At 52.8% G+C, this 12,637-nt stretch carries 13 protein-coding genes; 3 read left to right on the forward strand and 10 right to left on the reverse strand.

Going from position 1 to position 12,637, the window contains the following annotated elements; all coding sequences use genetic code 11:
- Positions 1-9: 9 nt before the first annotated feature.
- Positions 10-990 carry a 6-phosphofructokinase gene (locus ACPUC8_RS19525; protein ID WP_039329131.1) on the reverse strand — a complete coding sequence of 327 codons (981 nt, stop codon included), beginning with the start codon at positions 988-990 and terminating at the stop codon, positions 10-12.
- 435 nt (positions 991-1,425) lie between these two features.
- Here ACPUC8_RS19525 and dld point away from each other — a divergent pair, with 435 nt between their 5' ends.
- Positions 1,426-3,120, forward strand: a complete 1,695-nt coding sequence (dld, locus tag ACPUC8_RS19530) for a D-lactate dehydrogenase (RefSeq protein WP_494927103.1) — start codon at positions 1,426-1,428, stop codon at positions 3,118-3,120.
- 282 nt (positions 3,121-3,402) lie between these two features.
- Here the strand turns inward: dld and ACPUC8_RS19535 are convergent, their stop codons facing one another.
- The gene (locus tag ACPUC8_RS19535) at positions 3,403-3,987 is read right to left on the reverse strand and encodes a YceI family protein (protein WP_494927104.1); all 585 of its coding nucleotides are present in this window, start codon (positions 3,985-3,987) and stop codon (positions 3,403-3,405) included.
- Positions 3,988-4,207: 220 nt separating this feature from the next.
- Here ACPUC8_RS19535 and ACPUC8_RS19540 point away from each other — a divergent pair, with 220 nt between their 5' ends.
- Entirely contained in the window at positions 4,208-4,558 is a 351-nt protein-coding gene (locus ACPUC8_RS19540) for a type II toxin-antitoxin system RelE/ParE family toxin (RefSeq protein WP_039335714.1), read from the forward strand.
- Position 4,559: 1 nt separating this feature from the next.
- Entirely contained in the window at positions 4,560-4,859 is a 300-nt protein-coding gene (locus ACPUC8_RS19545; RefSeq protein ID WP_039335712.1) for a helix-turn-helix domain-containing protein, read from the forward strand.
- Here the strand turns inward: ACPUC8_RS19545 and pqqF are convergent.
- The 8 genes from pqqF to ACPUC8_RS19585 all read right to left on the reverse strand — a co-directional run bounded on the left by pqqF (position 4,850) and on the right by ACPUC8_RS19585 (position 12,581).
- Positions 4,850-7,168: a pyrroloquinoline quinone biosynthesis protein PqqF gene (pqqF, locus tag ACPUC8_RS19550; RefSeq protein WP_039335709.1), complete on the reverse strand. Its 2,319-nt coding sequence runs from the start codon at positions 7,166-7,168 to the stop codon at positions 4,850-4,852. The genes ACPUC8_RS19545 and pqqF overlap by 10 nt on opposite strands.
- The gene (pqqE, locus tag ACPUC8_RS19555; RefSeq protein WP_039335707.1) at positions 7,168-8,307 is read right to left on the reverse strand and encodes a pyrroloquinoline quinone biosynthesis protein PqqE; all 1,140 of its coding nucleotides are present in this window, start codon (positions 8,305-8,307) and stop codon (positions 7,168-7,170) included. Before pqqE ends, pqqF begins: the two co-directional genes overlap by 1 nt.
- Positions 8,294-8,572, reverse strand: coding sequence for a pyrroloquinoline quinone biosynthesis peptide chaperone PqqD (gene pqqD / locus ACPUC8_RS19560; RefSeq protein WP_039335705.1), 279 nt, complete (start codon positions 8,570-8,572; stop codon positions 8,294-8,296). Before pqqD ends, pqqE begins: the two co-directional genes overlap by 14 nt.
- A gap of 4 nt (positions 8,573-8,576) precedes the next feature.
- Positions 8,577-9,332, reverse strand: coding sequence for a pyrroloquinoline-quinone synthase PqqC (pqqC, locus tag ACPUC8_RS19565; RefSeq protein WP_039335724.1), 756 nt, complete (start codon positions 9,330-9,332; stop codon positions 8,577-8,579).
- The gene (pqqB, locus tag ACPUC8_RS19570) at positions 9,326-10,252 is read right to left on the reverse strand and encodes a pyrroloquinoline quinone biosynthesis protein PqqB (RefSeq protein WP_283227769.1); all 927 of its coding nucleotides are present in this window, start codon (positions 10,250-10,252) and stop codon (positions 9,326-9,328) included. Before pqqB ends, pqqC begins: the two co-directional genes overlap by 7 nt.
- Before the next feature lie 55 nt (positions 10,253-10,307).
- On the reverse strand, positions 10,308-10,379 hold the full coding sequence (pqqA, locus tag ACPUC8_RS19575; RefSeq protein WP_010617686.1) for a pyrroloquinoline quinone precursor peptide PqqA: 72 nt from the start codon (positions 10,377-10,379) through the stop codon (positions 10,308-10,310).
- 150 nt (positions 10,380-10,529) lie between these two features.
- Complete coding sequence (locus tag ACPUC8_RS19580) at positions 10,530-11,555, reverse strand: dipeptidase (RefSeq protein ID WP_494927105.1); 1,026 nt, start codon at positions 11,553-11,555, stop codon at positions 10,530-10,532.
- A 78-nt stretch (positions 11,556-11,633) separates the two neighbouring features.
- Positions 11,634-12,581, reverse strand: a complete 948-nt coding sequence (locus ACPUC8_RS19585) for an ABC transporter substrate-binding protein (protein ID WP_494927129.1) — start codon at positions 12,579-12,581, stop codon at positions 11,634-11,636.
- Between the last annotated feature and the right edge of the window lie 56 nt (positions 12,582-12,637).

The following is a 12,637-nucleotide window of genomic DNA, read 5'->3' on the forward strand; positions in this document are numbered from 1 at the left end:
CTTATTTCCTCACAGAATATGCAGTTGTTTAGCAAGTTTATAATGGTGCCCTTCGGTATCCACCAGGCGTTTTTTCATGCTTATGAGATCTATCGGTATCGGTCTATTACTGCCATTAATAATGACCGCCTTATTGCGCATCCCCGATTGAATACAACGCGCGACTTCACTGGCCATAATGGTGCCCTGATAAATTTCTTCACAGGTGGGATCACCACTACGTAAGCCATAACCGATAATAGTTTTACGAATTCGCACCCCTATTAACGGTTCAATTTGTTTAATCAGTGTATCGATTGCCCCCTGAAAACCGGGTGAATATTCACGGGTGTAACCTTCAGAGCAGAGGATCACCACGCTATTCTGCGTCGACAGGCGTTGAGTGATACGCTCTGCCAGCTCTTGCGGCGGAATCTGGCATTCCGGGATTAGCGCAAAATCAGCGTTAGACTTAATCGCTGATTGCAATGTTAACTCTCCGCAGTAGCCGCCCAATAATTCAACCATAAATACACGCCCTGTTAAGGCACGTCCGGTATTTCTCAGCTTTGACACTTCTTTTAGGACTTGCTCACAGGCCGTAGAAAAACCGATGGTGTAATCACTGCCGAACACGTCGTTATCAATCGTCATGCCCACGCCGAAACAATTCACGCCGAATTCGCTTAACGTGTGCAAAAATTGTAATGACCCATCACCACCGGCCATAATTAATACATCAATGCGCAGCGATTTAAGATGTTTGGCAATCAATTCGTATTCTGGCCTGATTAATTTTCGCGTGGTTCTTCCTGATTGCATCACGGGAATAGATGTGATGGCATAATCCACCAGATCGCGCTGAGATATTTCCTGATGCCGATTTTCCAGCAAGCCGGGAATACCACCATTAAATAACACCATGTCTGCTTGTGTCATGCGTGATATTTGAAATACAAAGTTATTTATCCCGGTTACATCGCCACCGCTGATCACCATGCCAATTCTCATTGTCATCACTCCCTAAGCTGCGCGTCTGACATTCATTCTTCCGGTGAACGACTTTTCTATTTGCAACGAGGATCACACTTTCACCATGAATTTAATCCCCATCATGATTGACAGCATGGTTAAACACTCTTTTTTTGTGATTTAAATCACATGGCTATTTTTACCACAGGAGTGAAATTAACTTTATAATCAGCAAGTTATATTAATTTCACGCAGTAAAACAGTAAGCGTTAATAATCGGGGTGCAGCCTTAATTTCTTTCGATCTAAATTGTGATTGCCCGCGCATTTTTATCGGTACGCAGGCTTTTTCCCGCGGAGGATAAAGGGATAATGATTCCGTGCGTTATTTCCTTAATAGTGCCGCTGAATGATTGACGCCATGCTGATCAGGTTGTCCAATAACGCGGCAGATAAATGACGAAGAAGAGAAAACATGACCACCCCGCAGGAGATGTTGCGTCAGTTGGCTGACGCAGTGGGCGACAAGCAGGTATTGACCCACGCCGATGATAAAGCCTGGTACACCAAAGGATTTCGTGTTGGTCGCGGTGATGCCTTGGCCGTAGTGCTACCGCAAACCTTGCAGCAGTTGTGGCAAACACTGCAGATTTGTGTGGCTCAGAACGCCATTATTTTGATGCAGGCCTCCAATACCGGCGTCACCGGGGGTTCAACCCCAGATGGCAACGATTACGACCGCGATGTGGTGATTGTAAGTACGCGCCAGCTCAAAGGTGTGCAGGTGATCGATCAGGCACGCCAGGTGATCGCCTTCCCTGGTACCAGCCTGACCGAACTGGAACAAACGCTGCAACCGCTGGGACGTGAACCGCACTCGGTGATCGGTTCGAGTTGCATTGGTGCTTCTGTGGTCGGCGGCATTTGTAATAACTCCGGCGGCTCCTTGATTCGGCGCGGCCCGGCGTTTACCGAAAAGTCGCTGTTTGCGCGTATCCATGACGATGGCCGCCTGGAGATGGTCAATCATCTGGGAATCGATCTGGGTGCCACACCGGAAGCGATGCTGAAAAATTTGACCGAGCAGCAGTATCAAACAGGCGAACAGCCAGACTGGCAGGGCAAAATCTGGGCCGATGACTATGCCGATCGTTTGCGTGACCTCAGCGCTGACTCCCCTGCGCGCTTTAATGGCGACCTGCGCTATCTGCATGAGAGTTCAGGCAGCGCGGGAAAAGTGGTGGTGTTTGCCGTGCGCTTACCCACGTTTGAAGCCAGTACCGGCAGTGACACCTTTTACATTGGCACCAATGATGAGCGTGAACTGGTCGCACTGCGCCGTTTCCTGCTTACCGAGATGAGCGAATTACCGCTGCAGGCTGAATACATTCATCGCAACGCCTTCGATTTAACCGTGCGTTACGCAAAACATATGTATCTGGCAATTCGTAAGCTCGGCCCGCAGGCGATCCCCAAGATGATGGCCAACAAAGCGAAATGGGATGTACGCGTTGGTCATGTGCCGTTTTTACCGCGCAATTTTGTTGATCGAGCATTGCAATGTTTTAACCAACTGACACCCAGTTTTGTTGCCCCCCGAATCATGAAGTACCGCGATGAATATGAGCACCATTTGATGATCAAAGTGGATGCACAGCAAACCACGGAGCTACAGGGGTTATTGCAGCAATTTTTTGCCGAGCAAAAGGGCGACTTTTTCCACTGCGATGCACGCGAAGCGGCCGATGCCTTCTTAGTGCGTTTTGGCGTGGGCGGTTGCACCATTTCGTACTGTGATGCGCTGGGTTATAAACCGAATGAGCGTCTGGTGGCCTTTGATGTAGCGCTCCGCCGCAATGATGACGCATGGCGCTTAACGCTGCCCGCGAATCTTGCGGCGCAGGTACAAGTGGACTCCTGCTGCGGTCATTTCTTCTGTTATGTGAACCATCAGGATTACGTGTTGAAGGAAGGCGTTGATGCGAAGGCATTCAAGGAAGCGGTGAAAGTCTATCTGGCGCAGCGCGGTGCTAAGTACCCTGCCGAGCATAACGTGGGGCATCTGTATCAAGCTTCCTGCGAACATGTCGCGCACTGGAAGCAGTTGGATCCCACCAACAGTTGTAATCCCGGCGTGGGTAAGACCAGTAAGAAGAAGAATTGGGCATAATCCTGCCCTATTGCAAGTGTGTGCTGGAACCAAATGAACAACACGCACTGAAGCTCAGGAGCAGGCTGGTGCCGCCCTGGGGCTGGCATTCCGCAGCGCTGAACAGAATGAGTATGCCAGGAGAGCCCGCAGGACGCGGGCGAAAGGTGGCGCTGGAACATGGATGTTTCATCGACACCGGTCCGTAAGGCAGACGAATGAAGTGAAGGCACCGCTTCAGCGGCGTGAGGACCGCCAGCCCCAGGGCGGCACCAGCCTGCGTCAGCTATCTAACTCACTTGTTTATTTCGCATACGCCTCGGTAGAGATCGTCAGCGTCACATCATCACTGACTGCTGGCACATACTTATCCAGCTTGAAATCCGAACGTTTAATCACGCCAGTGGCATCAAAACCAATCGCCTGTTTCTTGACCATCGGATGCATCCCTTGCTGGTTCAGCGTGGCGTGCAGTGTGATCGGCTTAGTAATGCCTTTCAGGGTCAGATTCCCTTCTACATCAAACTTGTTATCCCCTTTTGCCACCACTTTGGTGCTGTGGAATACCGCTGAAGGATATTTAGCAGTATCAAAATACTCAGCACCGAGAAACTCTTTGGTCAACGCCGGAACGTGGCTATCAATCTGGGTAATTGGCAGGGTCACATCAACACGTGCTTGCTCGGGATGTTCCTTATCAAACACCAGCGAACCTTTGCTGTTGGGGATATCTGCAGTGGGGTGCGAGAAGCCAAAGTGCGTCCAGGTGACAATCACCGAGGTATGGGCTGGGTCGAGGTCGTAATGCATCGCAGCAGCCTGCGAAACAGGCACATAAAGCGCAGCCGCCGCCAGCAATGGCAGCACAACACGGGTAACGTTTTTCACTCAAGGTTCCTTTTAGATCGGGATAATCTATTGAGTGTCGCGGATAACCCGGCTGACGAATAGTGAAGAGATTTGCGCGTCACCTTCAAATATATTCAAAAATATCAAAGGGTAATGGTTAATATGAGTGAAAGTTACGCAGGATTATCGCATACTCCATTGCAATCATAGCCTAAAGGCTATAAATTAAATCATAGCAAATAAGCTATAGGATGGCAATATGTGGGAAATATTAACAACGGAAGTTTTTGATGAGTGGTTTTTCGCACAAAGTGAAGATATGCGTGAAGATGTGTTAGCCATGATGGGTATTTTGGCAGAAATGGGACCTCAACTTGGTCGCCCCTATGTCGATACGCTGAAAGGGTGCAAGCTTACTCATCTAAAAGAATTACGTATCCAGCACCATGGAAATCCTGTTAGGGCGTTTTTCGCCTTTGATCCCGTTCGTCGCGCCATAGTGTTGTGTGCTGGAGATAAAACGGGTGTTAATCAAAAACAATTTTACCGTTCAATGATTCGCATGGCCGAAGCGGAATACCGCAGGCATTTAGTGCAAATGGAGGGATAACATGTCTAATTACAAAGCTTTATTAGAGAAGCAATCACCTGAAAGCCAACAGCGTATCGCTGTTAAAATTGAGAAATTACGCCAGGATATTGCCTTAAGTCAGATACGTGAAGAACTCAATTTTTCGCAAACCGAGTTGGCCCGCACAATGGGAATCTCACAGCCCACGTTAGCCAAAATGGAGAATCCCGATAATGATCCGCGGCTTTCGACATTAAAACGTTATGTTGCGGCACTCGGTGGCGAAGTACGCATTGATGTCACATTACCAAACGGTAAACACATCGCCTTTCAGCTTTGATTCACAATGATTCGCCAGCGGCGGCGTTCACGCATCATTCGCTTGTGGAGCTGCTGCAGGTGAGACAGCGTCAGAGACATCACCGCGTTGCGATTGAGATTGGCTAACCCCTGCTGTTGGCGTAACCCCTGCACGGCTGCATCGGTGTTGTCTTTGGCATCACATTGGTCGAGCAAGGTGGCCTGCCATGCCGCCAGCGTCTGCGGCGTAACCGAATCAACCTCTGCAACCATCTCACGCATAAAGCGTTTACAGTGCCCCAGCAGCGTCTGCCATGGGAGCTGTGGCGATTGCAGTGCCAGTAACAGCCCATCCATATCGGCGACGCGCTGATAGCGAGCGGACACCACATAACCAATCTGTTGATCGACACGCAGCCGCTGGAAGAATCTCGGCTCCAACAGCAATGACAGCGCACGTAATGCGGCTAAGTTGCTGTCATCTGACTGCGGTAACGGAATAAACAGCAGCAGCGCCTGGTCGCTTCCCTGGCAGTTAACCGGCGTGATGCCCCGTTGTAACCGAGGCGGATGGGCATACCTGGCCAAACCTGGAGAAAAGTCGCTGAGCAGATGGGCAACGCGCTGCTGCAGTGCCTGCTGTTTGCCGCTCCAGGCAGCCAGCCAGTCACTATCAGCAACAGGAGAGATTAACTGCACTGGCAATGTCGCCAGTAACTGACGAATCACGATAGTTTGCGGTGTTGCAACGCCCTTCGGCTGCACTTCAGCACTCAAGGCCTTCAGCGCATGATGTACAGTCTGTAAGGCTACAGCATCGCCTGTTGGAAGATTCAGCACCAGCTGCCAGACGCCCTGCTTCTGTTGCCAACTGCCGCTGCCACCGGCATGGCGCAGCTCCGCCAGAACCGGCCGCAGCAAGGCCTGGCGCGCCTGTGCATCCTCATCACTCAGCGTGTGATAAAACGCCGGGCGCAGCAGTAGGGTTTCTACATGTTGCCGGGGCGTAAAATGGGGTAACGCTATGGCTACGGGAGGCAAAGCGGGTGCAATGGCCGCTTGGGAAACAGGATAAAAATGGAAATTTGCAGCGGGGTGAAAAACCGAGCTTTGCGCTAATCCTGTCTTCTGCATCAACGTAAAACCCTGTGTATCCACACGTTGGGCATCGGGCAGGTGTTGCTGCGTCAACATGCGCGTGCAGGCAGCTTGCGGTAACGCCGCGACAAATGCCGTGAAACTTTCGGGCACCCTCTCTGCGGGCGCAAAGCCCAGCGCGCGTCCTCGTAACTGCTCCAACGGCGTCAGACAGGCAAAATCGTGCAACGCCAGTTGCGCATAATGCTGCCGATGTTCAGTGCCGCAGGCACCGATAGCCGCAACATGTTGCCAGAATAGCTGTTCAATACGCTGGGCTTGCTCGACGCTGATCTGTGCCGCCGTAAAACGCAACGCCAGCCAACCGTGCTGCGCATCTTGCCACAGCCACTGCCCGTGCAACGTATCGCACAAGCCGACTTCTCTCAGCGCCGCCAGCAAACTTCCGGGGGCTTCATCTTGCCAAAACACACTGAGTAAAGTGACATTGTCACGCAATGAATCTCCATCCCCGGGTAACATCAACGTAAGCCAGAAATTCTCATCACCCGTTAGCTGTAACTGAAGGTCATGCGTAGCAGGGAGTGGCAGCACACAATGCGGTTTAACCTGGCTTGCAGGAAGGGTCGTAAAAGCGTGCGCAAGCTCGGCCAGTTCGTCCAGAGATTGCGGCCCCTGCAACCACAATTCAATGCCCTTCGCACGGAAATAACTCTGGTGAAACTCACGTAGCGCAGCCTGCAATGAAGTTACATTGTCACCAAATGATTGCTGATTACCCACACGAAAGCGTTGAAAAATCCCGCCCAGAGTATCCACCAATGCCGCTTCACTCAGGGTCTCGACATGATGACGCAACAGCTGATATTCCGCCTCAATCACCGCCACTTCCTGCTGAATCGCCTGCTGGCTGAGCAACGGTGCAGCAAGCATATCGCTTAAGCGTTTAACTCCTTCAGGCAGAGCCGTCGCAGGAAGTTGAAAAAAGAAGGCGCTACTACTGAGTTGTGTGGTGGCATTGACCTGTCCACCTTGCTGCTGCACCCAAGGCATTAAACGCTCGCGGTCTTCAAAGCGCTCACTGCCGCAGAACAGCAGATGCTCCAGTAAATGCGCCAATCCCGGCCAGCGGTCGGGTTCATCAAGACTGCCGGCCTGCACGCGCACCAAGGCAGCGGCATCACGCGCGTCTGGCTGGTGGTACAGATGGCAGCGCAGGCCATTGGCCAGAACAAGATGGCGCGAGGTCATCAGGTGACTCGCTGCTTAAAGATCAGCTCAGAGTTGCTGCGATTTCGGAACTGTAGCTGGGCAATTTTGATATCACTACAGGTCGCTTCACGCCGAGCTTCAAGGATTTTGCCGTGATGCGGTGACTTGCTACATACCGGATCGGTATTGTCAGCATTGCCCGTCAACATATAGGCCTGACAGCGGCAGCCACCGAAATCCTTCTCTTTCTCATCACACGAACGGCACGGCTCCGGCATCCAGTCATAACCCCGATAGCGGTTAAAACCAAACGAGTTGTACCAGATATCCTCCAGTCTTTGATTGAGCACCGATGGGAACTCGACCGGCAACTGACGCGCGCTGTGGCACGGCAATGCGGTGCCTTCTGGCGTGACACTCAGGAAAATCGATCCCCAGCCGCCCATACAAGGTTTCGGACGCTCTTCATAATAGTCCGGCGTAACAAAGAGTAGATTGGCGAGGTTACCGCTTTCACTCATACGTTCACGGTATTGCGCCACTACGGCTTCAGCATTGGCGATTTGTTCGCGTGTCGGTAACAGCCCCTGACGGTTCAGGTGCGCCCAGCCATAAAACTGGCAGGTGGCCAACTCAACGTCGTCGGCTTCCAGTTCGATACAGAGATCGATGATTTTATCGATCTGGTCGATATTGTGGCGATGCAGCACGAAGTTAAGCACCATCGGATAACCGTGCGCTTTTACCGCTTTTGCCATCTCCAGCTTCTGCTGAAAGGCTTTTTTCGAACCGGCTAATGCCGCATTCAGCACCTCATCGCTGGCCTGGAAGCTGATCTGGATATGATCGAGGCCCGCATCGGCAAAAGCATCGAGCTTTTTGGGCGTCAGGCCAATGCCAGAGGTGATCAGGTTGGTGTAGAAGCCCAGATCCCGTGCGGCACGAATCAGCTCGGGCAGATCTTTACGCGTTAATGGCTCTCCACCTGAAAAGCCCATCTGCACACTGCCCATGGCACGCGCCTGGCGGAAAACATCGATCCACTGTTCCGTGGTCAGCTCTTTCTCCTGCTGCGAAAAATCGAGCGGGTTTGAGCAGTAAGGGCACTGCAGTGGACAGCGATAAGTCAGTTCAGCCAGCAGCCAAAGCGGCGGCGTGACAGTTTTATTCAGGTTCACGACACTGGATCCATTTCTGTTCAACGGCGGATTGCAGGAACTCTTTCACATCATCGTCCACGCCGCCTGCTTCCGGGAAGCGCGTATTGAGCGTATGAATGATGGCCGCAACGTCTTGCTTGCCCGTCACCAGCTCCAGAATCGCGGCAGCAGTTTCATTCAGCTTTGCCATCCCTTCCGGATAAAGCACCACATGGCTGTCTTGTGCAGGTTCCCACTGCATGCGATAGCCACGGCGGAAAGCAGGGATCAGATTATCTTTCATGATGTTATACCAGTCTTGTACTGTGCCATGACACCTGATCGGTGACGGTGTGATAAGGCGGGCGCTGTAACGAATACGCCATGGTCATGGCATCCAGCAGCGTCCAGAGAATGTCCAGTTTGAACTGCAGGATCTCCAGCATACGGTTCTGCTGCTCTGCCGTGGTAAACACCTCCAGCGCCAGCGCCAGGCCATGTTCCACATCACGATTTGCCTGGCTAAGACGGCTGCGGAAATAGAAGTAGCCCTCTTCCTTGATCCACGGATAGTGTTGCGGCCAGCTGTCGAGACGTGACTGGTGAATTTGCGGCGCAAAGAGTTCGGTTAACGAACTGCATGCCGCTTCTTGCCAGTTAGCACGACGCGCAAAATTGACGTAGGCATCCACCGCAAAGCGTACCCCTGGCAGCACCAGCTTTTCAGACAGCAGCACCTCACGATCCAGTCCGACGGCTTCACCTAATTGTAGCCAGGCTTCAATACCACCTTCATGACCGTTGCTGCCGTCATGGTCCAGAATGCGCTGAACCCATTTACGACGCGTAGCCGGATCCGGGCAGTTCGCCATGATCGCTGCATCCTTCAGTGGGATGTTGGTCTGGTAGTAAAAGCGGTTGGCTACCCACCCCTGAATCTGTTCGCGTGTCGCTTCACCGTTGTGCATCGCGATGTGATACGGATGATGAATATGATAAAACGCGCCTTTGGCACGCAGTGCCTGTTCAAACGCTTGCGGCGATAAGGCTTCAGTAATCACGATGCGCTCTCCTGCAGATGAATCGCCATGCCGTCCCAACTCACTTCAATGCCCTGCTGTATCAGATACTGACGCTGCGGCGACTGCTCGTTGAGAATCGGATTGGTGTTATTAATGTGAATCAAAATTTTGCGCTTGGCGGGCAACGCAGCCAGTAGCGCCATTAAGCCGTGCTCTTCTGCCAGAGCCAGATGGCCCATGGCTTTGCCGGTATTTTTACCGACGCCGGTTGCCAGCAGTTCATCGTCCTGCCAAACGGTGCCATCAATCAGCAGACAATCGGCTTTTTGCAACCAAGGCATGATCACGGCATCCGGCTCGCCCAGGCCCGGCGCGTAGAGTAGCGTCTGTCCGTTGGCCGTGTTCTCAATAAACAATGCCACGTTATGGCCTGGCAGAGGGCGATCGCGGTATGGCGAATACGGTGGCGCATTGCTGAGAATCGGAATAGCCGTGAACTGCAGATCGCCGCACACATCGACGCGGAAGGGTTCCAGCGGTGTTAACGCGTGATGCTGCAGCCCGCCATTCCAGTGCTGCAACATGGTGAAAATGGGGAAGCCACTGGTGAGGTCAGCATGGACCTCAGGCGTACACCACACCTGATGTGGGCAGCCTTCACGCAGGCTGAGTAACCCGGTGGTGTGATCAATCTGGCTATCAGTCAGGATAATACTGCCGATGGCGGTGCCGCGCAGCACACCTTTTTTAATCAGTTCTGGCGTGTGGGCAATCTGCTGGCTGATATCTGGCGAGGCGTTACACAGCACCCAATCTTCACCGTTGTCACTGACAATAATCGAAGATTGCGTCCGCGCCTGAGCCTGAAGGGTGCCGTTACGCAGGCCGCTGCAATTGGCGCAGTTACAGTTCCACTGCGGAAAGCCGCCACCTGCCGCTGAACCAAGCACTTTAATAAACATGTGAGATGACCAAAAAGAAAAATAAAATGCCCGCGCGAACGGCGGGCAGAAAGTCTTAGCGGTTGGAGATGTACAGAGTCACTTCCAGGCCCAGACGCAGGTCAACAAATTCAGGTTTCTTCCACATAATTTTCTTCCTCTAGACAAATAACGCAGAGCAGGCTCTGCTGGAAATGCTTGCGCCAGAAATACAATATTCAGGCCACAATGCACGACGCGGGCTGATGTTGCGCCAATGTAGCAGGCATATCAACCCTGATTAGGTAAGGGAATTGTGTTAATCCTGCCAAATCTGTTGCAGGACGCGCTGCCAATTACCCCAGGCAACCTGCTCGATCACTGCTTGATCATAGCCGAGCGATGCCAGCAGCGCATGCAGGCGCGGCAGCCCAGAAACATCTTTTAAGGCGTCCGGCACGCTGATGCCATCGAAATCTGAACCAAATGCTACGTTTTCGGGTCCCATTATTTCAATTAAATGTTCCAGATGTTTACCAATTTCGATCAATGGCGTGTCGCTGGTGCGCTGACCATCGGCGCGTAAGAAAGCGTTACCAAAATTCACACCTACCACCCCGCCACTGTCACGGATCGCCCGTAGTTGATCATCAGTGAGATTGCGTGGTTGCGCACAGAGTGCGTGGGCGTTTGAGTGACTTGCCACCAGCGGCGCGTTCGACAGGCGCGCGGTGTCCCAGAACGCTTTTTCATTCATATGCGATACGTCGATCATCATGCGATGACGATTGGCCGCTGCAATCAGCTGCTTACCGGCACGCGTCAGGCCCGGTCCAGTATCCGGAGTGTGTGGAAACGAGCCATTCACCCCTTCGCCAAAAAGATTCGGTAAGTTCCAGAAAGGACCCATGCTGCGCACGCCCGCCTGATAAAACTCGGCCAGCGCCTCGCCATCAGCGTCGAATCCGTCGGCACCTTCAATATGCGCCACCATCGCCAGCACGTCATCACGGCGACAGGCAGCGATGTCATTGGCCGTCAGGCACAGTCGCGCGCGCCCCGCCGATTCGGCCACCAGCGTTTTCAGGATATCCAGTTGCTGCCAGAGGATCTCCAGCGGTTGCCACTGCTCCTGCGCACGTTCAGGTGCCACTTCATTGATGTAGCGCTGCGGCGGGACAAACATCGCAAACAACCCGCCCGCAAAACCGCCCTGCTGCATACGTGGAAAATCAAGGTGCCCTTTCTCAATCCCCGAGAAGAAGGCGTCTGCAGGCGCATCGCGATGATGTAACCACAGATTAAGCAGCAGGTCGTTATGACCATCGAAGGTTTTGGTTAACATAGGTGATAAAGATGAAGGCAAGATGGGCGCTATGCTACGCGCCCCATGGAGTTTAGCCAAACGTTGGGGCACAAAGGGTTACTTCTGTGAAACGGTTAAGCCATGATAAAAGGTCGGTTTGACGTCGAGGTGTTGCTGAATTAGGCCATATTTCTGGTAAAAATCAGCCGTCTCCTGCTGCTGGGCAATGGTGGCGTCATCAATGCTTTGCCAATGCGACTGGCGCCGTGAGAAAGATTTTGCCGCAGCCTCTTTTGGAAAACCGATGATTTTCGCCAGCGTGGTGGAGTATTCATCGACATGGCTGTTCGCCCAACGATCCGCCGCCGCCAGTCGATTGACGTAATCCTGTAGGGCGGCCCGTTTTCCGGCATCATTGATCGCCGCATCGGTGGCCGCGAGGAAGCTGTTGCCACTGGAAAGCCCCACGCCGTTAATCAGCACACGCCCGGTATGGGTTACTTCCGCCAGCGCCGTGTAAGGGTCCCAGGTTGACCATGCATCCACTGAACCGTTGGCCAAGGCAATACGCGCATCGGCCGGTGTCAGGAAGCGCCATTTAACGTCTTTGTCACTGATACCCGCTTTTTCCAGCGCTTTTAACGCCTCGAAGTGGCCAATCGATCCACGACCGGTGGCGATATTTTTCCCTTTCAAATCCGCCACGGTTTTAATCGGTGAATCAGGGCTGACCAGCACCGCCAAACCTTCAGGCACCGATTTGCTCACCGCCACGGCTTTCACCTGTGAACCCGCAGCAAGGGAGAAAAGCAGCGGCGCATCGCCAATAATACCGGCATCCACCGCACCAGCATTTAACGCTTCCGCCAGCGGTGCCGCCGCCGGGAACTCTGCCCATTCGATTTTATAGCTGAGATTGTTTAACTGCTGCGCCGCTTCCATCTCGGCGTGCATATTGCCCTTCTGGTCAGCGATACGCAGCGTAACGGTTTCCGCACTGACCGTCCCACTGGCTAGCATGACAAAAATGGCTAAAGCTGCTCTTTTCATTGTGTTTTCTCTTATCGCGCAAAACCCCAGACTACCCTGCCGCGAAGCAAGCCGAGATGCTGATTTCATCT

This window comes from Pantoea sp. CFCC18177 (assembly GCF_059412425.1).